Raw genomic sequence first — 21681 nt, 5'->3', positions numbered from 1 at the left:
GGCTTAGCGGGATGAATTTTACCCGATTTGGAAAATGTATCAATAAGCTATTATTTCAGATCTGCACAATAATAAATGTTAAATTATGTTAATAGTGTAATTAATTCATCTGGTTATATTTTATGAAAACGATCAAAGTATTCCTTCTTCCGGGATTAATCATTAAGAAACTCGGCCTGACCAAACTGTATTATTGGTTCAATAAATAGCGGCAAATATCCGGCTACTCAGTAATATTTTCATTAGAATAAGCTTTTATTAATCTCATTTGTTATTTTGAGCGGACTAACTGACTTACTAATCAATACTGATGAACACTAAACACCTCAAAAACTATTTTGCGGTCTTAGGAATATTAGCTGCAAGCTACTCTTCTTATGCACAAAAAGTTCCTACAAAGTTTATTGATCCTGCAAATATGGATCTTACGGTAAAACCCGGAGATGATTTTTACGAATATGCCAGCGGTACGTGGATTAAAAACAATCCTGTCCCTGCCAAGGAAACACGCTGGGGAAGTTTCAATGAATTAAGAGATTTTAATATTAATGCAGTGAAAGGCATTGTTGAAGATGCCGCAGCAGATCGTTCTGCACCAGCTGGATCCGTAAAAAGACGTGTAGGTGATTTTTATGCAGCTGCAATGGATAGCCTTACTATTGAAAAATTAGGCTATACACCTATTAAAGCTGACCTTGCCAGAATTAACAAGCTTAAAGATATACAAGGTATACTGGATGAAGTTATCACTATGCGCACTTCTGGTATCGGAGCTCCGATGTATAGTTTCTATGTAGGTCAGGACAGGAAAAATGTAAATAAGTATGTAGCACAACTTGGTCAGGGCGGAACAACTTTGCCTGACCGTGATTATTATTTAAAAGATGACAGCAGAACCTTAAAAATCCGTGAGGCTTATCTGAATTACATGACTACCTTATTTACCTTGACAGGCAGTTCTGCAACGGATGCGAAACAAAAAGCAAATACAGTACTGGCTATTGAGAAAAAGCTTGCTGAAGCTCAAATGTCACGTCTTGAAATGCGTGATCCTTATAAGACTTATAATAAATTTACAATTGCTGATTTTAGCAAAACGACACCAAATATTAACTGGGCTGCAACGTTACCAAAACTTTTGGTTAAAGGACAGGATACTGTTTTAGTAGGTGCGCCTAAATTTTTTGTGAGCCTGAATGACATGCTGACTTCTGTACCTGTTTCAGACTGGAAAACTTACCTGGAATGGAATATTCTTAAAAATTCAGCAGCGAATTTAAGTTCTCCTTTTGTAAAAGCAACTTTCGCCTTTAATCAGGCACAAACAGGTCAGAAAGTACAGACTCCAAGATGGCAGACCATGTCTTCTAAAACTGACGGATCTATCGGTGAGTTATTAGGACAACTTTATGTCGCTAAATACTTTAAACCTGAAGCTAAGGCACGCATGACCGAGATGATCAAAAATTTGCGCACTGCATTTGAGATCAGAATTAAAGGGTTAGAATGGATGAGCGATGTGACTAAGGAAAAAGCGCTGGCTAAGCTAAATGCTTTTGTCCCTAAAATTGGCTATCCTGATCAATGGAAAACATATGATGGATTAAATATTGACCGGAAAACTTATTTCCAGAACCTTAGAAATGTAGGTACATGGGGATATAATGATATGGTTTCACAATTAGGAAAACCTGTTGACCGTAAACGTTTTGGCATGACCCCACCAACGGTAAATGCTTATTATAGTCCAACAATGAACGAGATTGTATTCCCGGCAGGGATTTTACAATTCCCTTTCTTTGCAGCTAATGCTGATGATGCGATCAACTATGGTGGTATTGGTGCAGTAATCGGTCATGAGATGTCACATGGTTTTGATGATAGTGGCAGCCAATATGATAAAGATGGTAATCTGCGAAATTGGTGGACAGATGAAGATCGTACAAAATTTGAAGCTAAAACAAAAGCTTTGGGCGAACAATATGATTCATACGCGGTACTGGATACTATTCATGTGAATGGTAAACTGACCATGGGTGAAAATATTGGTGATTTAGGAGGCTTAAATGCTGCTTATACTGCGTTTAAATTAACTAAACAAGGACAGTCTGAAGAGAAAATTGATGGGTTTACACCTGATCAGCGTTTCTTCCTTTCGTGGGCTCAGGTATGGAGAGGTAATATTTTACCGGATAATGCTGCACAGTTAATCAAAACTGATCCGCATTCTCCAGGGGAATTCAGAACTATTGGTGCTCCTGTAAATATGGATGCCTGGTACAAAGCGTTCGACGTGAAACCTGGTGATAAATTATACAAAAAACCAGAAGACAGAATTCGGCTTTGGTAAATTGCTGATCAATAAAAAGGCCACTGTGATTATTTCCCAGTGGCCTTTTTTGTTTTAAAACCTGGTTAAGACTTTTCTGCCTAAATCAAAGGTTAACCGGAATGCTTGCTGACTGCTCATCCTTGCCGGGGTATTGTGTAAGCTAAAGACGAATGATCCTTTGATATTCTTGAAGATCAGAGGGGTAAACATTAAATCAAGTCTGTTATATGTTTTATTCTGATAAAAACCATCTCCATAATTGATATGTGAGCCCTGGCCTTTGTAAAACTCATCATATAAGGCAAAACGTTTGTAACCCAGGTAAGCGCTCGCCACGAATCCTTTTGGTGTATTCAGGTCTGTGACATTCCTGATTCTTTCAATAGACATCAGGGCTCCTGCTTCAATAGTCAGAGAATCCAATATGGTCTTGTGACTAAAATCCAATCCCAGTTTCACTTGTAAACCGCCATTATCTTCTATATGGTCACCTGCTTGTTCATTGGAGGTGTACGCATTGTGCATCAGCTGAAAATAATGAGTGATATAAAAAGGCCCCGTAGTTACCGGACGGTATTTACCTGATAATCCCACTAAGAACTGCTCTCTGTCGGTTGGTGATTGTTTACTCAGCCAATCAATCCATACCGTTTCTGTAAAATGTTCATTCTGATATTTCAATAACATCCCCTGTACATTTGGGCGATAATAACGCAAAGTATCATTTAATAAGGCACGGGGATAGTCGCTGAGCAGTCCCTCTCTCGAAAATGCACCAATATTAAAATTCCAGTTTTTGTTGGTATAGTTGTAATAAGCAACCGGGTCTACCTTCATAAACCGGCTGGAACCGAATTCATGTAATCCGTTTACCCCTACAATGAAGTGGTTGTTGCTGTCCAGGTTTAAACCAAGGTCAAGGGCAAGCCTGGTACCTGAATAAGTATTAGATCTGGAAATGTAATCTTTATACTCCCTGTTATCCATAAAACCCATTCCATTAAAATGGATATCAAGGCTTCCCTGTGCGAATGCTATAGTACTTGAAAATATTGAGACAATAATGATCAGGTAGATTTTTTTATTCATAATTGTATTTTAATCTTAATAATTTGGCGCTAATCTACAAAGCTTGTTTAGAATTTATGTGGTAAATTTGTAGAAATGAATATCATCACACAAACCGCAGACGGCTCTAACACTTTATATAACGAAACCATAGGGGAACACTACCATTCTAAACATGGCGCACTACAGGAAAGTAAGCATGTATTTATCGATGCCGGCCTCAAACAAGCCGAAATAACTTTTCCTGATCAGCCTATAGCTATCCTGGAAATTGGTTTTGGTACGGGCCTGAATTTTCTGCTTACTTCTGCTTATGCAGATGAACATGGGCTTTCCCTGAATTATACAGGGATTGAGGCTTATCCGCTAAGTAAGGAAGAATTGATCTCTACGCAATATAATCAATATGTACCTGCGCCAATATGGAATAGCCTGATGAATGTTTATGCCAATGCATTATGTGCGGCAACTGCTTTAAATACGAATCAGGAGCTAACTATCGCCCATACTACGCTGGATGCTTTTAAGGCTGAGAAGCTATTTGACCTGGTATATTTTGATGCTTTCTCGGTACAGCATCAACCGGAAATGTGGTCTGATGAGATCATCTGCCATGTTTGCTCTTTCCTGAAACCTAACGGGATATTTGTGACCTATGCCATTACCGGAAAACTAAAACGTGCTTTAAAAAGCTGCGGTATGAAGGTTGAAAAACTCCCTGGTGCACCAGGAAAACGTGAAATGTTACGTGCAACTAAAGTACCTGCTGATCAAGCGGTGGTTTAATTTACAAATTACGGACTAAACTTGAACTTTTGCCATTTAGATTTGTTTTAAGGGCTACCTTGGATAAGACAACTTACTAAGAAAAACAAATATTTACAATGGATAAAAGAAAATTGGGTAATACAGATTTACTGGTTTCGCCAGTAACGTTTGGGGGAAATGTTTTTGGATGGACATTAGACGAGAAAAAATCTTTTGAAGTTCTCGATGGATTTATAGAAGCAGGGTTCAACTTTATTGATACTGCTGATGTATATTCCAGATGGGTGCCAGAAAATAAGGGCGGTGAGTCTGAAACTATTATCGGGAACTGGATGAAGGCAAGAAATAACCGCAATCAAATCATATTAGCTACAAAAGTAGGTAGTAATATGGAGTTAAACGGAAAAAAATGCCTTTCAAAAAAATATATACTGGAAGCTGTTGATGCTTCTCTGCTTAGATTAAAAACTGATTATATCGATCTTTATCAATCACATTATGATGATCCGGAGACACCGGTACAGGAAACACTTGAGGCTTATGATCAATTGATCAGAGCAGGAAAAGTACGGTGGATCGGGGCATCAAATTTTAGTACTGAAAGATTTAAGGAGTCTTTGGAGACTAGTGCGCGTTTAAGCTTGCCAAAATATCAGACTTTCCAGCCAGAATACAATTTATATAAAAGAGAAGGATTTGAAAAAGAGCTGGAACAGATTTGTCTGGACAACCAGGTTGGTGTAATCAATTATTATTCACTGGCCAGTGGTTTTCTGACAGGAAAGTATCGTTCTGAGACAGACCTGGGCAAAAGCCAGAGAGGCAGTGCGGTCAAGGAGTTCATGAACCCGAGAGGTTTCAGGATTTTAAAAGCATTGGATGAAGTTTCAGAGCAATACAATTCTTCTCTGGCAAGCGTTGCTTTAGCCTGGCTGATGGCCAGACCATCGGTAACTTCACCTATTGCGAGTGTAACTAGTTTAGCGCAATTAAAGAACCTGACCAAAGCTGCAGCATTACGGCTTGATGTGGAAGTGATCTCTATATTGGATGCTGCCAGTGCGTGGGAATAAGATTTTAATAACAAGCTGTTTATCATGCCCTGCTAATTATTTTGGCAGGGCATTTGTTTTTAGCCAGACTTTATTATTAAATTCACCTAAGCATGAAAAACATCTCTCCTCCTTTTTACGCCAAACTTGCTTTGGTTTTATTTTCAATTATCTGTTTGGGGTATCTGGCCATTTTAGGTCATAGTCTTCTGGCTCCGCTGCTTGCCTCCTTTTTATTAGCACTCTTGTTATTACCGCTGGCAAATTTCCTGGAGAAAAAATGGAGGTTTAAAAGAAGTTTAGCTTCTATTGTATCTGTCATTATCATGATCGCGGTTATTGCCTGCATCATGCTCTTTCTGGCCAGCCAACTCACTGATTTAGGGCAGGACTGGCCTTTACTAAAGCAACAAGCCATACATTCTTTTGAATCATTGCAAGTTTGGGTCTCTCATACTTTTAATGTCAACGCGCATAAACAGATTGATTATTTAAAAGATAGTGCCACCAGTGCGCTTGCATCCAGTGCAACTGTTTTAGGCGCCACTTTAATGACTTTATCTTCAACGTTATTGTTCCTTGCTTTTCTTTTATTGTTTACTTTCTTTATTTTAAACTACCGCCGTATTCTTTTTACTTTTCTGATCAGTGTTTTTAAAGAGGAGCATGCCGAAAAGGTTAAACAAATAGTGGAGCAAATTCAGTACATTATTAAGCGTTATATTTTAGGATTGTTTCTTCAGATGCTGATTGTGACGACATTGACAATTGTAGTTTTGTCTTTACTTGGCGTAAAGTACGCGGTCTTGCTCGGTTTGATTACAGGTATTTTTAACCTGGTACCGTATATTGGAATTTTCTCTTCTTTACTGATCAGTGTGCTGATTACTTTTGCAACTGCTGGTGCGGCCAAAGTTTTGTTCGTTCTTATAGCTTATGTAGCTATACATGCACTGGATGGCAATATTCTGATGCCACTGGTGGTAGGCTCGAAAGTGAAAATCAATGCTTTATTTGCTTTTATAGGGATCGTTGTCGGCGAAATGCTCTGGGGAATCTCAGGAATGTTCTTATGTATCCCTTACCTGGCTATATTGAAAATCATATTTGACCGTGTGGATGAGTTAAAGCCATGGGGAATTCTACTCGGTGAGCAGGAAAAACCAGAACGAAAACGAAAGGTATACCGCATAACCAAGAAAATAAAGCTGGAAGAACCTGAGTAACAGGATTACAATATTTTTTAATAACAAACCCATTCTTTTAAATAGAATGGGTTTGTTATTTTAGCGCTTTACATTAAATAAAAATCCCATGCCAAACCACATTCCTCCTATCACCGCAGCCGATCCTTCTACTGCATTCCAAAGGCTGTTAACTGTACTTGATACCTTAAGAACGGAATGTCCGTGGGACAGAAAGCAAACGATGGAGACCTTACGTCACCTGACCATAGAAGAAACTTATGAGTTATCCGATGCGATTCTGGATGGGGATTTAACTGAGGTTAAAAAAGAATTGGGAGATGTGATGATGCACCTTGTTTTTTACGCGAAGATCGCCTCAGAAACTAATGATTTCACAATCGTAGATGTGCTGAACAGTGTTTGTGATAAACTGGTCAATCGCCATCCTCATATTTATGGCGATGCGGAGGTACAGGATGAAAATGATGTCAAACGTAATTGGGAGCAGATTAAGTTAAAGGAAGGCAACAAATCTGTATTGGGTGGTGTGCCTGCTTCTCTTCCGGCTTTGGTAAAGGCTAGCAGAATTCAGGAAAAAGCAAGAGGGATCGGCTTTGACTGGGAAAATAAGACTCAGGTTTGGGAAAAGGTAGAAGAGGAGCTTCAAGAGTTTAAAAATGAGTATAATGTCGTTGATAATGAGGCAATAGATATTGAAAAAGCAGAATCAGAATTTGGAGATCTTATTTTCTCACTGGTCAATTATGCAAGATTTATCGGGATCAATCCTGAGAATGCTTTGGAAAAAACTAACAGGAAATTCATCAAGCGTTTCCAATATATAGAAAGTAAGGCAAAAGATAATGGCCAGGCTTTGCAGGATATGACTTTAGCAGAAATGGATGTGTACTGGAATGAGGCGAAGAAATTATAATTGATTTAAGAATTAGAAAAAGTTGCTGCTATTACACTAAAAATTACCACTATTACATGAAAGGGAATTAAGTTTGCTTAAAAGAAATAATAATAATTATTTTTCAAGCTTACTTATATGTTCCAAACCACAAAGTATATAGATCCACTGGTAGATTTTGCTTTTAAAAAGATCTTTGGAAGTGATTCTAATAAAGATTTATTGATAGATTTTCTGAATGAAGTCTTTAATGGCCGAAAGCATATTGTAGATTTAATTTACAATAAGAATGAACATCCCGGGGAACTCAAAAAAGACGGTGGGGTCATCTTTGACTTACTTTGCACCGGGGATCACAATGATCATTTTATTATTGAGATACAGCGGGGCAAGCAGCAGAATTTTAAACAGCGTGCGCTATTTTATACCAGCCGCTTAATTAGCGACCAGGCCCCTAAAGGCAAGAGAAGTTCGTGGGGATATAAGTTAACCGAGGTGTTTTTGATTGCTTTACTGGAGGATACCATCGCCAGTGATTTCTCAAAAGAACAATATTTTCACGAAATAAACCTATGTGACAGAAATACAGGAAAAGTATTTTATGAAAAACCAGGCTATATTTATATAGAATTACATAAGTTTGTAAAGACAGCTGATGAATTAGAGACTGGTCTTGATAAATGGCTGTTTGCACTCAAAAATATGGGCAGCATGGATAAAATACCAGCTGGTTACGCCACACCGGTATTTGAAAAACTATTTAATATTGCTCAATACACCAATCTAACAAAGGAGGAAAAAATGTTGTGGGATAACAATTTAAAGCGGAAATGGGATAATCAAAACGTACTGGATTACGCCCTTAACGAAGCCAGAGAGCTGGGGCACCAATTGGGGCATCAAGAAGGTCACCAAGCAGGTATCGAACAAGGCATCAAAGAGAATGTTCGAAAAACTGTTATTAAAATGAAAGAAAAGGGATTGTCTTTTCAGCAGATCGCCGAAATTACTGATTTACAAATCAGCGAAATCGAAGACTTGTAGCCCTTCACTGAAATTATTATAAAAACAAAGGGGCATGTTCGTGAAAACAAGCCCCTTTGTTTTTATTAGGCTAAGAATGTTTTTTCTTCATAGTCATCTTGGCCTTCTGGCCAATACCATAATTATAATTTTTTGAATTGCTTTCTTTTTTCTCATGGTAAGCTCCGCCACCAGCAGGTTCTTCAGCTTTAACTTTGACCACCCGGTTTTTATCAAAACCTTTTGTTCTTAATGTTTTCTCTACAAATAGCTCTTCCGGCAGCTCCATCAATTCAAGTTTCCGGCCAATTGATTGCTCAATCTTTTTCACTTGAACAAGCTCCATATCAGTAGCAAAAGTAATCGCGACTACTTCTTCAGGATTCTCGTTGTTTTTAATAATACGGCTCAGGAAAGTTTCCTTTTCTTCAGGTACATCAAAATGGAAGATAAAAGGAATACCATCCAGATTCAACGGGCCTTCACCCTGATTGGCTACCACCAATACTCTAGCTTCTTCACTCTGTTTGAAATCTTCAAAATCATCAAAACCATTTTCATCAAAATGTAACGGTCTGAACATAGAAAACTCCATTTCTTTAGGGCTTGCGATACTGATAGCTACTTTTTGTGCAGTAAGCCTTGAATTTACAAAAACTACCACTTTATTGAATACTTCATCATCACGTAATAAATGACGCAGCAGATTTACTTTAGTCTTATAATTCGGAACCTGGTAAAGAACCTGTGTAACAGTTTCAGTTTTTGCATCCCCAAAATCCTCTACTTCAATTACCGTAGGGAAATTCAGGAACTGATCTGTCATTTTAGTTAATTTTTCATGAATAACCTCTGTGAAAACTAAATGCTGACATTTACCAGCACTTCTGGCCAATTCACAAACAGGCAATTGCATTCCCTGTTGTACAATTAATGCAGCATCATCCACAATAAAAGTCTGAAGTTTACTTAGGTTCAAACCCAGTTTCAAATAGATGGCTCTTGCTCTGGTTGGTGTAGCGACAACAATATCGATACCCAAAACCAATTCATTAACTTCAGCTTCTACCCCACCAGTACCATAAAGACCAACAATATTCAGATCTCTGTTCTTACTTAATGAAATAAACTGATCAATTACAGCAATTGCACGATCCTTGTCAGCCACCAGGATTAACACTTTTGGCGCATCATCTTTCGTATACTTCAAACGCATTAAAACGCCCAGGATATAGGCTGTTGTTTTACCTGATCCCTCCGGACCTACAGCAAGTATATCCTGTCCACCCAGAATTCTAGACATAGTTTTCGCCTGGATTTCTTTGGGGGTTAAGTACCCTGCATCAGTCATTGCTGTAATCAGGGGCTTACTTAGTTTTAATTTATCTAACGACACAGTATTTCAGTTAAAATTGATATTTCGCCAAATTTACGGAAATAAGCACAATATCCGGTATAATCTGTGCGAAACCGTAAAATATCGGATTTAAAATCCTATTGTATCAATATTTTGATACGATTAAAGCCGATCAGGCAACTGGATTTTGTAGTTTTACCAGATTAACAAATTCCCATCAATATGAAGAAAACATTACTGACCTTATTTTTATTTACTGCTGCCACAAGCGTATTTGCACAAGATGCGGTCAACTACCAACTGCCACCTAAAGCAATTGCCGATCTTTTATTAGCCAGCCCTACACCTACAGTGAGCCTTGATAGCAAAGCAGAATGGATGCTGCTCAGCACGAGAAACTCTTATCCTTCTGTGGAAGAATTAGCAATGCCTGAATTCCGCATCGCAGGATTACGCATCAACCCTAATAATTTCTCTCCAAGCAGACAGACATTTATTAACGACTTTACACTGAAAAATATTAAAACAGGAAAAATCGCTAAAATTACTGGCCTTCCTGCTTTACTGGCCGCAGCTAATACCGCATGGAATCCTTCACAAAATAAAATCTCTTTTACACAGACCACTCAAAAAGGTGTTGATTTATATATTATAGATATCGCAACCTTAAAAGCGGTTAAAATTAACCAACAACCTTTAAATGTAACTTTGGGTGGTGGAATTACCTGGGTAGATGACCAGACCATTTTATACAGAATAGCTACAAAACCAGCCAGTGCAATCCCGGTTAAACCATTAATGCCTAAGGGACCTTCTATACAACAGAATATTGGTAAAGCTGCGCCAAACCCAACCTACCAGGATTTAATTAAAACCCCATTTGATGAGCAATTATTCGAGTTCTTTGCCACCTCACAATTAGTTCAATATAAAAACGGTACACAAACCTTAATCGGGCAGCCGGCAATGTATGCTGACGTCAATGTTTCTCCAGACAAAAAATATCTTTTGCAGGAAACAGTCAGTAAACCTTTCTCTTACCTGGTTCCTGCTTATGGTTTTCCCAGGACTGTTAAAATTACGGATCTGTCTGGTAAATCGATTAAAGTTCTGGCCGAATTACCTTCTAAAGAAAGTACACCATCCGGAAATGACAATACACAGAATGTTCCCCGCGGTTATGAGTGGAGAGCTGATCAGGCAGCAACGATTACATGGGCACAACCACTGGACAGCGGACTGATCAAAAAACAAGTACCATTTCATGATGCAATCTATGCTTTAAGCGCACCATTCTCTGGTGAAGCTAAAGAGCTTTTTAAAACAGTTACCCGTTACCGTGAAACCATCTGGGGGAATGAAACTCTTGCCCTGGTTAAAGAAGAACTTCGTGGTAAACAAACCATCAAATTAAGTCGCTATAATCCAACTAAAGGAACAATAGAGACTTTGTATGAATTAAATGAGACTGATAATTACAATAACCCAGGTAGCCCGGTTACAGAAAAAAATGCTTTTGGCCGTCAGGTTGTACAGACTGTAGATAACGGAACAAAGTTATTAATGAACAATATTACAGGCTCTTCTCCAAAAGGTGATTTACCTTTCCTGGCGAAATTTGATCTGGCTTCTAAAAAGAACGAGATTATCTGGCGTAGTGCAGAAGGTTTTTACGAATATGTTGTAGATGTATTGGATGCTAACAAGTTAGTGTTGCTAACCAGAAAAGAGTCACAAAAAGATGTACCAAACTATTATATTAAAAACCTGGTACTAAGAATGGCCGACAGACCAGTAACTGATTTCACTAATCCATACCCAGGTCTGGAAGGAACTACTAAAGAAAAAATCACTTACAAACGTGCTGATGGAATAGATCTTACAGGTAATTTATATTTACCAAAAGGTTATGACAAAGCTAAAGATGGCCCATTGCCTACATTGATCTGGGCTTATCCACGTGAGTTTAACTCTGCGGCTGATGCAGCGCAAATCAGAGGTTCTAAAGATCGGTTTACCATGTTAAGCTGGGGTTCCCCGATTTACTGGGTTACACAAGGATATGCAGTGCTTGACAATGCAGAAATGCCAATTGTAGCGAAGGAAGGGAAAAAACCAAATGATACTTTCGTTGACCAGTTAAAACTAAATGCAGAAGCTGCAATCAATAAACTTGCCGATCTTGGCGTTGGAGATAGAAACAGAATGGCAGTAGGCGGACATAGTTATGGTGCATTCATGACTGCAAATTTACTGGCACATACTAACCTGTTTAAAGCTGGTATTGCACGCAGTGGCGCTTATAACAGAACACTGACTCCTTTTGGATTCCAGAATGAAGACCGTACTTATTGGGAAGTTCCACAACTCTATTATGAAATGAGCCCTTTCAGTTATGCGGACAAGATTAAAACCCCGCTTTTATTGATTCATGGAGATTCTGACGATAATACAGGTACTTTCCCGATTAACAGTGAGCGTTTGTTTAATGCGATCAAAGGTCATGGTGGAACAACAAGGTTGGTCTTCTTACCTTATGAAGCCCATGGTTACCGTGGTAAAGAAAACATCTTACACTGCCTGTGGGAGATGAATTCATGGTTAGATAAATATGTGAAAAACGCAAAATAAAAAACTAAATATTGAACATAAAAAAGGTTGCATCTTCATAGATTGCAACCTTTTTTATGTTCAATATAAACGTTATTTAAAACGTATCGCTTTTAGCGGAGAGATTCTGCTTACCAGTAAAGATGGCAGGATCAATACTATAAAACAAATTACAATGGTGGCCAGATTAAGAATCAGCACATCAATAAAATGAAACTCAATAGGCACATATGATAAGTAATAAGACCCTTGATTCAGCCTGAATATATGCGTATACTGTTGTAGAAACCCTAAACCCAGCCCCAGGATATTCCCTAATAACAAACCTATTCCAACCAGATAAAGGGCATTGTATAAAAACACCTTCATTACACTGAAGTCCGTCATCCCAAAAGCTTTTAACATTCCAATCATATTAGTTCTTTCCAGGATCATAATCAGCAAAGCGGTAATCATATTAATTACCCCCACAATCATCATTAAAACAAGCAATACCCTGGTATTCACGTCCAGAAGGGATAACCACGTGAAGATATTCGGAAAATATTCCTTAACAGATTCTGATTTAAGGTTAATCTCCATGGACGAATAAATCTTGTCGGAGGCTGCCTGCAAACGGGAGAAGTTTTTGAGTTTGATTTCAATCGCTCCAATTTCATTGGGCTGCCAGTTATTTAAGCGCCTGATGATGTTAATATCTCCAAGTACAAAACTTTTATCAATTTCCTCTACCCCGATATCGTAAATCCCTACAATCTTAAACGGACGTTTGCGGGGAGGATTCTGTACAAAGTACATGACAAAACTATCTCCGGTTTTAAGCTTCAGCCGGTTGGCTGTGAAAGAAGAAATCAGAATTTCTTTAGTCGCTTTTGTACTGTCAGAAAAGTCCATGATCCTGCCACTAACTAAATGTTTCTTGATATAATCCCAGTTAAAATTACGTTCTACTCCTTTAAAGTTAATCCCCTCTACTTCATCATTTGCAGAAATGATAGCTGGTTTTGTAGCATAGGACTGAAAATAAGCGATATCCTTATTTTCTTTCAGGTCAGCTAAAGTTTTGGCTGTAGGAACAAAAGGTGTGAGTTCAAAGGAATTATTTAAATCGAGTTTAAAAATCCTGACATCGCCAACAAATCCTCTTACTTTTTCCTGTATCTCTGTTTTAAAACCTTTGATAATGGCCACCGACAACATCATGACCGCAAGACTCAGCATCACCCCCGCAATAGCAATACGGACGATCAGTTTAGAAAATGTGCGTTCTGATTTAATGGCAATTCGCCTGGCTATGAAATATTCTGTATTCAAAATTTTTAATAAACTGTAACTTAGAGCCTGGTTAAATAAAAACAGACAATAGCAAAAATGGTTATTTGATTTTGAATTCAACCATAATAAGTAAAAAAAGGTCTTATGAAACTATCTTCCTCAATAATACTCCCGGTTTGCCTGGCTATGTTTAGCCTGCAAGCCTGTGCTAACTCTAAAATTAATGATAGCGATAGTTCCGGCCTGAAACCAGCAGTACAGAAAATTACGAACTATAAAATTCTGACCGGAGCGGCTCAAACAGAGAAATATCTGCCACTGCTTCAAGGAAAACGGGTTGGAATGGTTGTCAATCCAACTTCTGTGATTAATGAAACCACGTCTGTAGACAGCCTTTTAAAACGCGGTGTAAATATTGTCAAAATCTTCGGTCCTGAGCATGGTTTCAGAGGGGATGCCAGCGCGGGAATCAAAGTAGACGATGCAATCGATCAGAAAACAGGAATCAAAGCAGTTTCCTTATATGGTAAACACGAAATTCCTACCCCGGCAGATTTAGCTGATGTTGACATCATGGTTTTTGACATTCAGGATGTAGGCGTACGTTTCTACACTTATATCAATACCCTGCAATATGTGATGCAGGCTTGCGCAGAAAACAAAAAAGAACTGATCATTCTGGACAGACCAAATCCTAACGGATTTTATATAGACGGCCCAATTCTGGATTCCAGACTGGTATCGGGCATTGGGCTGAAACCAATTCCAATTGTCCACGGGCTGACCGTTGGAGAATATGCACAAATGCTAAATGGAGAAGGCTGGCTGAAAAATAAAGTGGAATGCAAGATCACGATTATTAAGGTAGCGGACTATACCCACGATATGCCTTATGACTTGCCTGTTAAGCCATCTCCAAATCTAAATACACAGCAATCTATTTTACTTTACCCCACACTGTGCCTGTTTGAAGGAACTTATTTAAGTCAGGGGCGCGGAACTCAGTTTCCATTTACTGTTTTGGGCGCTCCCGCACTGAAAGGAAAATATAGCTTTTCTTTCACACCTAAAAGTATCAAAGGAATGGCAGAAACCCCTTTGCATCAAAATCAGGAATGTTATGGTTTAGACCTGAGAAATTATAATATTTCAAACCTTAGGAAAGATAAGGTGTTAAACCTTAAGTGGCTTATTGAATTGTACCAGGCTTATCCAGATAAAGCAGATTTTTTCAACTTCAAGCTCAGCAAGCAAATGAATAATTTTGATAAGCTTGCTGGAGTTTATAGCTTAAAAGAGCAAATTATTGCAGGCAAATCTGAAAAAGAAATCAGGGCAAGCTGGGAACCAGGATTAAGTCAGTATAAAAAGATGCGCAAGAAATACTTGTTGTATCCTTAACCTTAAACTGATCAGTGATGAACAAGGACCCTAAAAGAAAAAATGAAAAACCAAGCAGCAACTTTCAAGAACCTATTCCTGAGGTTGATGAAGGAAATAAAGCCGTAAAAAAACCAGAGGATGAAGATTATAATAAAGATGAACCTCAGTTTAAGAATCCCGCAAAAAAGAGAGAACGGGAGGAACAGCCCGTTGAATCTATAAAAAAAGCACCTGAAAAAGATGCATAAAGAAATCTCTTCCCAAATTGGGAGGAGGTTTTATCTTTATTCCGGCATATCAAAAGATTTATACGGCTGAAAGCCTTTCTTTCTCAAACAAATCCAATACTTCATCCCAATTCATTACCCGGGTATGGTGTAACTGATTTACATTATGCGATCCGTTAAACATAATTGGCTTTCCTTTACAAAAGTCAAGGTTTTTACAATGATCATCAATCAGGTAGTCGGTATCGATAATACTCTTATCGCCACATAAAACAATGTTTGTCCAGCTGATAAAAGGAAAATATTCATTTAACCATTCTAGCTTTTCTGATAAACATTGTGGAAATTCTGTTGCAGCAGATACGATGAAAACCTCATAATCTTCCATTAATGTTTTTACCGCTTCAATTGCACCCGGCATTACAGGAATTGTCCTGAAAAAGCCTGGTGTATAAACATACCTTCTGATTGCAGTCTTGTCAGGAAATCCATCAGGCTCCGGCACACCCAGTCTCTCTTCTCTTGGTACCCGTATTCCGTGTTCTTTTTCATACCAATCCATAAACTGTGCTTCTGTATCGGCAATTACTCCATCCATATCAATGGCTATTGTTTTTCTATCTCTATTCATAGTTCGTAATATATTGCAACAAATATAGCGATAAGTTGCAATATATTGCAATAATACAATAGTTTTTATTTGTATATTTGCAACTAAGATGATTAAGGCCGAAAGATTACAACTGATTATTGAGCATATTCGTAAAGAACGAAAAGTACTTTTAGGAGATTTAAGCACCCTATTAGAGGTTTCTGAAGACACCGTGAGACGTGATATTAAAGAATTATCAGATCAGGGATTGTTAAAAGCAGTGCGTGGCGGAGCTATTTCCCGTTCCCCTATCCCGCAGCATTTTCGGGAAAGAGAACATTATGATGTGTCACATAAAGAAATCATCGCGCAAAAAGCAATTAAGCTGATTAAAAACGGCCAGGTCGTTTTATTCGACTCAGGGACTTCTGTACTTGCCATTGCAACACATTTACCCAGAGATCTGCAAATTACAGTAATTACGAACAGCTTCCCGGTAGCTACTGTACTGGAAGATCACCCTTTTATTGAAGTTATTTTTCTAGGTGGCAGATTAAATAAATCATCTTTTTCAACAACAGGTTTTGAAGTCATACAAACCATCCGGGGTATCCGTCCGGACATCTGTTTTCTTGGAATATGCAGTATTGATCTGATTTCCGGGGTTACGGGGATTAGCTATGAAGACTGCCAGATTAAAAAAGCAATGGTCGAAACCTCTAAACAAGTGATCGCGATTGCTACATTTGAAAAGCTTGATACCACAGAACCCTATTATATCACCAGTACCAGTGACCTTGACATCATTATTACAGATACAGATCCTCAGCATGAAAACCTGAAGAGTTATCGTGACCTGGGCATCAGATTAGAATAAAATTCAGCTATAATTTCTTTTGTACTGCTTTAAGAAACTTCATCAGGACTTTTTCATCATTTTCCATCGCCTGGATAGTATCGGGTTTAGTGGTATGTATTTTCTTCATATACTTTAACAATTGATCCTGTTCAAAAGCTTCGATCAGCAGTGGATATACATAGGAACTTTTGCAGACAGCAGGCGTATTTCCTAACTTACTGGCCACACATTTCATAACTTCGGTAACAATCTTTTTCTTAGGCCGTTCTTCTTCCACATTGCCTGTACAAATAGCCAGTTGTCTTAAGGCTTCCAGTGTACCACCCCAGGTACGGAAATCTTTAGCCGTAAAATCACTCCCTGTAATTTCTTTGATATAATTATTAATCATTCCTGAATCTATCGCCCTGCGTTCTGAATCGGCTGTATAATATTGAAACAAGTCTTGTCCGGGAATCTCCATACAGCTTTTGACCATTTTGGCGAGGTTCTTATCATTGAGCGCAACTTCTTGCTTTACCCCCTTTTTACCCACAAATTTTAACTGGAGTACATTCCCATTTATTTTAGCATGTTTGTTTCTCAAAGTAGATAAACCATAACTACCATAAAGCTGCGCATAAGCCTCATTACCAACGCGAATGAGCGTCTTTTGCATCAGTTGTACACAAATAGCCAAAACCTTTTTTTCATCATACACAGGCCTTTTCAGGTCTTTCGCAATTCTTTTTCTGGCTTGCGGTAAAGCTTTCCCAAATTCCAGTAACCGGTAATATTTAAGATCAGATCTCCGGGAAGTCCATTTGGTATGGTAACGGTATTGTTTTCTTTTTGCTGCATCCAGCCCCGTTGCCTGCAAATAAGCATTCTTTTTTGCGGCAATCCAGACCTCAGTCCATGCAGGTGGTAATACCAGTGCTTTAATCCTTTCCAGCTGCGCCTCCTCTTTTACCCGCTGACCATTATGATCTTCGTAATAAAACTTTCCAGGTTTTCCTTTACGGTAAAGACCAGGCATACTGTCAGTAACGTATACCAAACCAATTTCTTTAATTTCTTCTGAAGTCTGAACCATATAGATTAAACAAAATATGCGTTAAATTTTTAGTTATTTTGCTAAAGAAAGACAGGATGCTTAACCATCATGGCCTTACAATAATTTGATAACAAATAAACCAAACAAACACATATGAAAATAGTTTTCATGGGAACGCCAGATTTTGCCGTTGCTTCTTTAAATGCATTAGCTGAGGCCGGATTTGACATCATAGGAGTCGTTACCGCAGCGGACAAACCAGCAGGGAGAGGTCAGAAATTACAGGAAAGCGCTGTTAAAAAATATGCTGTAGAAAAAGGTTTAAATGTATTGCAACCGTTGAAATTAAAAGATCCCGATTTCATCGCAGAGCTGAAAGCCTTAAATGCAGATTTGCATGTGGTGGTGGCTTTCCGTATGTTACCGGAAGTAGTATGGAATATGCCTGCTAAAGGAACAATTAATTTGCATGGCTCTCTTTTACCACAATATCGCGGCGCAGCGCCAATCAATCATGCAATCATCAATGGAGAAAAAGAGAGCGGAGTCACTACTTTCTTTTTGAAACATGAAATCGATACCGGGGATGTAATTTTCTCAGAGACAGTGCCAATTGCTGAAGACGATACAGCTGGCGATCTTCATGATCACCTCATGGATGCTGGTGCTGGTTTATTAGTTAAAACAGTAAAAGCAATTGAAGCCAATGACTATAAAGAACAACCTCAGATTTTTTCTGCTGAGCTAAAACATGCCCCTAAAATCTTCAAAGAATTCTGCAAAGTGGACTGGAACAATTCTGTAAAAACAATTTATAACCTGATCAGGGGGCTTAGTCCATATCCTACAGCGTTTGCAGAATTAAATGAAAAAACAATCAAGATTTTTAAAGCAGGGTTTGAAGAAACAATTCCTTCAGTAAGCCCGGGTATGTTTATAACCGACGGTAAAAACTATTTAAAATTTGCTGCTCAGGATGGTTATATCTCTTTATTGGATGTACAGTATGAAGGTAAAAAAAGAATGATGGTTGATGAATTTTTAAGAGGAATGCGTTTATAGCTAAATAGCTATAACGCATTGAGTAAAGAACTTAAAGACTTGGTTATCTCATTAAAATATCGTTTTTTACCATAGCCCATCACCCATCGGATACCGGATGTAGCATTGGTAATAAACACCTCGTCTGCCTCATTTAAAACTTCGGGATTAATTTGTGCTTCTATCACAGGGATCTGGTTGGTTTTAGCCACTTTCATGACTACATTACGCATTACCCCGGCAATACATCCTTCGGAAAGTGCTGGAGTATAAATCTGCTTATCGTAAATCACAAAAACATTAGAACTGATACTTTCACAAAGAAAGCCGTGTTGATTTAAGATAAAAGCTTCATCCAACCGGTTTTGTTGTTTATATAAGCCCGCCATCACATAAAGTAACGAGTTACTGGTCTTATAAGTGGAAAGTTTATTAATCGGTTTAGTGATCTCATCATAAACATTGATAATCAGCCCTTTTTTATTCAGTTCATAACCTCCTGTAGCAAGCGGACCTGCTTCCAGTACATAACCCGATTTGTTACTATCTGGCGTATATAGTCCATCGCCTTCCCGGTAAACAGATAAACGGAACCTCACATTATCTTTTAGTTTATTGCGCTTACAAAGTTCAGCGGTTTTCTGTTTCAGGAAATAATCATCAAACAGAATCCCGCCTTCCATTTTAAGTGCATTCATCCCCGCCTGCAAACGATCAGCATGCAATTCGGCGAACTTCAGTTTACCACCAGACATCCGCATAGATTCAAACAGCCCGTCGCCATACCTGAAGCCTCTGTTTTTGGCTGTCAGGATAGTTTGGTCTATCGCAATGAATTGATCGTTATGTAAAATATATTCTTGTTGCATTAAATTCTTATGGCTGTGCGATGTAGTTTCTCCATTTGTTAAGTACAGAATCAAAGTCCGGAGGTAATGGGGCTTCAAATTCCATATATTCCTTGGTAGTCGGGTGTATAAAGCCTAAAGTCTGCGCATGTAAAGCTTGTCGCGGTAACATCTCAAAGCAATTGGCTACATATTGTTTATACTTTGTAAACGTTGTTCCTTTAAGGATCTTATCTCCGCCGTAATTCGCATCGTTAAATAATGGGTGACCAATATGCTGCATGTGAGCTCTGATCTGGTGTGTACGACCTGTTTCAAGCTGACAGCTAATTAAAGTTACATAGCCTAAACGTTCTAAAACAGTATAGTGCGTAACTGACCATTTTCCTTTGTCTTCTTCGTCATAAACGTCCATAACAATCCTGTTTTTGGCACTACGGCCAATATAACCGGAAACTGTACCATTTTCTTTAATATCACCCCAGGCCAATGCCAGGTATTTTCTGGTGATACTATGGTCAAAAAACTGTTTGGCCAGTTTGGTCATCGTAATTTCGTTCTTACTGATAATCAGCAGTCCCGAAGTATCTTTATCAATACGGTGTACCAATCCTGGTCTGCCTTCATTACCTGGTAATTGTGGTAAGGATTCAAAGTGGAAAGCAAGCGCATTAACCAGTGTTCCTGTATAATTGTTAAACCCGGGGTGTACAACCATTCCTGCAACCTTGTTCACAATCAGTAAATCATCATCTTCATAAACGATATCCAATGGGATATCTTCCGGATAAACTTCAGTATCTCTTGGCGGATGGGGAAACACGATCGAAATCTCATCAGCTGGTTTAACTTTATAGCTAGCTTTTATAGTGGCTTTATTCACCAGTACATTCCCTGCTTCAATCGCATTTTGTATGCGATTTCTTGAAGCATTCTCCATACGGTGCATCAAAAATTTATCTATTCGCAATAAGGACTGCCCTTTGTCTACAACAATATTAAAATGTTCGTATAAATCCTGCTCTTCTAATTCCAGTCCGTTGTTATTGTTTTCCATTATTTATTTTATCAAATGTTATGGACAAATACACAGCCTGACACTCTTTAGGAGAGCAGACCCTATAATAATTCCATTTTACAAAACTAATCTTTAAGTTGTAGAAAAGTTGAAATTTAGCCGATAAAATTGTTTATAGTTTAATTTTAAGCTAAACGCGTTAAATTTGTTCATGTTTACAGATTTACACAGCCCTTTACAGCAGTTAAAACATTCGTATTTATCTGGGTTATGGGTCAAACGGGATGATTTAATTGACCCTTATATTTCGGGGAATAAGTGGCGTAAACTGAAATATATTTTACAGGATGTGATAGTCAAAAGAAAAACACACCTGGTCACTTTTGGCGGCGCTTATTCGAATCACCTGGTGGCTACTGCTTCCGCAGCTGCGAGATCAGGATTAAAAGCTACAGCTTTTGTGAGGGGTGAAAAGGTAAACAATGAGATGCTCGTGCTTTGTTCTTTATATGGAATGGAGCTGATTTTTATCGACAGGGGGGCTTATAAGGAGAAACATGCCTGTTATGCGGAATATTCGGCGAAGCACGCTGACACTTATTTTATTGATGAGGGTGGTGCTTGTGCTGAGGCAGTGCTGGGTTGTGCTGAAATTATTGCTGAGCTTCCGCAAGATACAGCTCATCTTTTTTGTGCAGCTGGAACTGGTACAACGGCGGCAGGCTTATTACAAGGCATTCAAAAAGCGGGTTTAAAAACGAAACTCCATGTGATCCCTGTCCTAAAGGGTGGTGAGTTTATCAGGGAAGAAATGAGCGGATATGTATCTGCGGACGATCCACGATTGATTTTACATACGGATTATCATTTTGGTGGTTATGCGAAAACTACCCCCGGTTTGCTGGACTTTATTAAAGGTTTTACGGCTAAACATGGAATGTTGATCGACCCTGTTTACACGGCCAAAATGTTTTTCTCGATTAACGATTTAGCATGTAAGGGTTATTTTACGAAGGAGGAAAAAATTGTGGCTTTGCATACTGGCGGATTATTGGGGATCATGGGAATGAAAGATAAATTAAAAGACTAAAT

Annotated in this window: 19 protein-coding genes; 12 read left to right on the top strand and 7 right to left on the bottom strand. The window is 38.5% G+C overall.

The genetic code is table 11. The annotated features are described in order from the left end of the window. The first annotated feature begins 310 nt into the window (after positions 1–310). Positions 311–2350, top strand: coding sequence for a M13 family metallopeptidase (locus HDE70_RS26375; RefSeq protein WP_183867301.1), 2040 nt, complete (start codon positions 311–313; stop codon positions 2348–2350). 54 nt (positions 2351–2404) lie between these two features. Here the strand turns inward: HDE70_RS26375 and HDE70_RS26370 are convergent, their stop codons facing one another. Continuing rightward, positions 2405–3421: a hypothetical protein gene (locus HDE70_RS26370; protein ID WP_221270643.1), complete on the bottom strand. Its 1017-nt coding sequence runs from the start codon at positions 3419–3421 to the stop codon at positions 2405–2407. A gap of 75 nt (positions 3422–3496) precedes the next feature. Between HDE70_RS26370 and mnmD the strand changes: the two genes are divergently transcribed. The 5 genes from mnmD (at position 3497) to HDE70_RS26345 (ending at position 8364) form a co-directional block, all read left to right on the top strand. Continuing rightward, positions 3497–4186, top strand: a complete 690-nt coding sequence (gene mnmD / locus HDE70_RS26365; protein ID WP_183892324.1) for a tRNA (5-methylaminomethyl-2-thiouridine)(34)-methyltransferase MnmD — start codon at positions 3497–3499, stop codon at positions 4184–4186. A 98-nt stretch (positions 4187–4284) separates the two neighbouring features. Further along, positions 4285–5241 (top strand): aldo/keto reductase, encoded by a 957-nt coding sequence (locus tag HDE70_RS26360; protein ID WP_183892323.1) that lies wholly within the window; start codon positions 4285–4287, stop codon positions 5239–5241. Between the two features lie 92 nt (positions 5242–5333). Further along, positions 5334–6446 (top strand): AI-2E family transporter, encoded by a 1113-nt coding sequence (locus tag HDE70_RS26355; RefSeq protein ID WP_183892322.1) that lies wholly within the window; start codon positions 5334–5336, stop codon positions 6444–6446. Between the two features lie 88 nt (positions 6447–6534). After that, positions 6535–7341 (top strand): nucleoside triphosphate pyrophosphohydrolase, encoded by an 807-nt coding sequence (gene mazG, locus HDE70_RS26350; RefSeq protein WP_183892321.1) that lies wholly within the window; start codon positions 6535–6537, stop codon positions 7339–7341. Positions 7342–7458: 117 nt separating this feature from the next. Continuing rightward, positions 7459–8364, top strand: coding sequence for an Rpn family recombination-promoting nuclease/putative transposase (locus HDE70_RS26345; RefSeq protein WP_183892320.1), 906 nt, complete (start codon positions 7459–7461; stop codon positions 8362–8364). 70 nt (positions 8365–8434) lie between these two features. On the opposite strand, the gene HDE70_RS26340 is transcribed toward HDE70_RS26345, so the two are convergent. Continuing rightward, a complete protein-coding gene (locus HDE70_RS26340) occupies positions 8435–9739 on the bottom strand; it encodes a DEAD/DEAH box helicase (RefSeq protein WP_183867295.1) in 1305 nt (434 codons plus the stop codon). A 183-nt stretch (positions 9740–9922) separates the two neighbouring features. On the opposite strand from HDE70_RS26340, the gene HDE70_RS26335 reads away from it, so the two are divergent. Continuing rightward, positions 9923–12331 carry an alpha/beta hydrolase family protein gene (locus HDE70_RS26335; RefSeq protein ID WP_183892319.1) on the top strand — a complete coding sequence of 803 codons (2409 nt, stop codon included), beginning with the start codon at positions 9923–9925 and terminating at the stop codon, positions 12329–12331. 72 nt (positions 12332–12403) lie between these two features. Here the strand turns inward: HDE70_RS26335 and HDE70_RS26330 are convergent, their stop codons facing one another. Continuing rightward, positions 12404–13624: an ABC transporter permease gene (locus tag HDE70_RS26330; protein ID WP_183892318.1), complete on the bottom strand. Its 1221-nt coding sequence runs from the start codon at positions 13622–13624 to the stop codon at positions 12404–12406. A gap of 105 nt (positions 13625–13729) precedes the next feature. On the opposite strand from HDE70_RS26330, the gene HDE70_RS26325 reads away from it, so the two are divergent. Together HDE70_RS26325 and HDE70_RS26320 are read left to right on the top strand one after the other, a co-directional pair. Further along, positions 13730–14986, top strand: coding sequence for an exo-beta-N-acetylmuramidase NamZ domain-containing protein (locus HDE70_RS26325; protein WP_183892317.1), 1257 nt, complete (start codon positions 13730–13732; stop codon positions 14984–14986). A gap of 17 nt (positions 14987–15003) precedes the next feature. Further along, on the top strand, positions 15004–15216 hold the full coding sequence (locus tag HDE70_RS26320) for a hypothetical protein (RefSeq protein WP_183892316.1): 213 nt from the start codon (positions 15004–15006) through the stop codon (positions 15214–15216). Positions 15217–15274: 58 nt separating this feature from the next. On the opposite strand, the gene HDE70_RS26315 is transcribed toward HDE70_RS26320, so the two are convergent. Beyond that, entirely contained in the window at positions 15275–15826 is a 552-nt protein-coding gene (locus HDE70_RS26315) for a 5' nucleotidase, NT5C type (RefSeq protein WP_183867290.1), read from the bottom strand. Between the two features lie 88 nt (positions 15827–15914). Between HDE70_RS26315 and HDE70_RS26310 the strand changes: the two genes are divergently transcribed. Next, entirely contained in the window at positions 15915–16664 is a 750-nt protein-coding gene (locus HDE70_RS26310; protein WP_183867289.1) for a DeoR/GlpR family DNA-binding transcription regulator, read from the top strand. 7 nt (positions 16665–16671) lie between these two features. Here HDE70_RS26310 and HDE70_RS26305 read toward each other — a convergent pair whose 3' ends face one another. Beyond that, positions 16672–17721 carry a DNA topoisomerase IB gene (locus HDE70_RS26305; RefSeq protein ID WP_183867288.1) on the bottom strand — a complete coding sequence of 350 codons (1050 nt, stop codon included), beginning with the start codon at positions 17719–17721 and terminating at the stop codon, positions 16672–16674. Between the two features lie 114 nt (positions 17722–17835). Here HDE70_RS26305 and fmt point away from each other — a divergent pair, with 114 nt between their 5' ends. Continuing rightward, positions 17836–18744: a methionyl-tRNA formyltransferase gene (gene fmt / locus HDE70_RS26300; protein WP_183892315.1), complete on the top strand. Its 909-nt coding sequence runs from the start codon at positions 17836–17838 to the stop codon at positions 18742–18744. An 8-nt stretch (positions 18745–18752) separates the two neighbouring features. Here the strand turns inward: fmt and HDE70_RS26295 are convergent, their stop codons facing one another. Both HDE70_RS26295 and HDE70_RS26290 read right to left on the bottom strand, forming a co-directional pair. Continuing rightward, entirely contained in the window at positions 18753–19592 is an 840-nt protein-coding gene (locus HDE70_RS26295; RefSeq protein WP_183867286.1) for an aminotransferase class IV, read from the bottom strand. A 7-nt stretch (positions 19593–19599) separates the two neighbouring features. Further along, positions 19600–20628 (bottom strand): RluA family pseudouridine synthase, encoded by a 1029-nt coding sequence (locus tag HDE70_RS26290; protein ID WP_183867285.1) that lies wholly within the window; start codon positions 20626–20628, stop codon positions 19600–19602. Positions 20629–20800: 172 nt separating this feature from the next. Between HDE70_RS26290 and HDE70_RS26285 the strand changes: the two genes are divergently transcribed. Further along, entirely contained in the window at positions 20801–21679 is an 879-nt protein-coding gene (locus tag HDE70_RS26285) for a 1-aminocyclopropane-1-carboxylate deaminase/D-cysteine desulfhydrase (RefSeq protein WP_183892314.1), read from the top strand. Positions 21680–21681: the final 2 nt, after the last annotated feature.

The sequence above is a fragment of the Pedobacter cryoconitis genome, from assembly GCF_014200595.1.
In the GTDB taxonomy this organism is placed as follows: Bacteria; Bacteroidota; Bacteroidia; order Sphingobacteriales; family Sphingobacteriaceae; genus Pedobacter; species Pedobacter cryoconitis_C.
This window is presented reverse-complemented; position numbering and strand designations above follow the sequence as displayed.

Excerpts from the sequence above, each read along its gene's own strand:
- HDE70_RS26375 (WP_183867301.1), top strand. The coding sequence starts at position 311 with ATGAACACTAAACACCTCAAAAACTATTTTGCGGTCTTAGGAATATTA.
- HDE70_RS26370 (WP_221270643.1), bottom strand. The coding sequence starts at position 3,421 with ATGAATAAAAAAATCTACCTGATCATTATTGTCTCAATATTTTCAAGT.
- mnmD (WP_183892324.1), top strand. The coding sequence starts at position 3,497 with ATGAATATCATCACACAAACCGCAGACGGCTCTAACACTTTATATAAC.
- HDE70_RS26360 (WP_183892323.1), top strand. The coding sequence starts at position 4,285 with ATGGATAAAAGAAAATTGGGTAATACAGATTTACTGGTTTCGCCAGTA.
- HDE70_RS26355 (WP_183892322.1), top strand. The coding sequence starts at position 5,334 with ATGAAAAACATCTCTCCTCCTTTTTACGCCAAACTTGCTTTGGTTTTA.
- mazG (WP_183892321.1), top strand. The coding sequence starts at position 6,535 with ATGCCAAACCACATTCCTCCTATCACCGCAGCCGATCCTTCTACTGCA.
- HDE70_RS26345 (WP_183892320.1), top strand. The coding sequence starts at position 7,459 with ATGTTCCAAACCACAAAGTATATAGATCCACTGGTAGATTTTGCTTTT.
- HDE70_RS26335 (WP_183892319.1), top strand. The coding sequence starts at position 9,923 with ATGAAGAAAACATTACTGACCTTATTTTTATTTACTGCTGCCACAAGC.
- HDE70_RS26325 (WP_183892317.1), top strand. The coding sequence starts at position 13,730 with ATGAAACTATCTTCCTCAATAATACTCCCGGTTTGCCTGGCTATGTTT.
- HDE70_RS26320 (WP_183892316.1), top strand. The coding sequence starts at position 15,004 with ATGAACAAGGACCCTAAAAGAAAAAATGAAAAACCAAGCAGCAACTTT.
- HDE70_RS26315 (WP_183867290.1), bottom strand. The coding sequence starts at position 15,826 with ATGAATAGAGATAGAAAAACAATAGCCATTGATATGGATGGAGTAATT.
- HDE70_RS26310 (WP_183867289.1), top strand. The coding sequence starts at position 15,915 with ATGATTAAGGCCGAAAGATTACAACTGATTATTGAGCATATTCGTAAA.
- HDE70_RS26305 (WP_183867288.1), bottom strand. The coding sequence starts at position 17,721 with ATGGTTCAGACTTCAGAAGAAATTAAAGAAATTGGTTTGGTATACGTT.
- fmt (WP_183892315.1), top strand. The coding sequence starts at position 17,836 with ATGAAAATAGTTTTCATGGGAACGCCAGATTTTGCCGTTGCTTCTTTA.
- HDE70_RS26295 (WP_183867286.1), bottom strand. The coding sequence starts at position 19,592 with ATGCAACAAGAATATATTTTACATAACGATCAATTCATTGCGATAGAC.
- HDE70_RS26290 (WP_183867285.1), bottom strand. The coding sequence starts at position 20,628 with ATGGAAAACAATAACAACGGACTGGAATTAGAAGAGCAGGATTTATAC.
- HDE70_RS26285 (WP_183892314.1), top strand. The coding sequence starts at position 20,801 with ATGTTTACAGATTTACACAGCCCTTTACAGCAGTTAAAACATTCGTAT.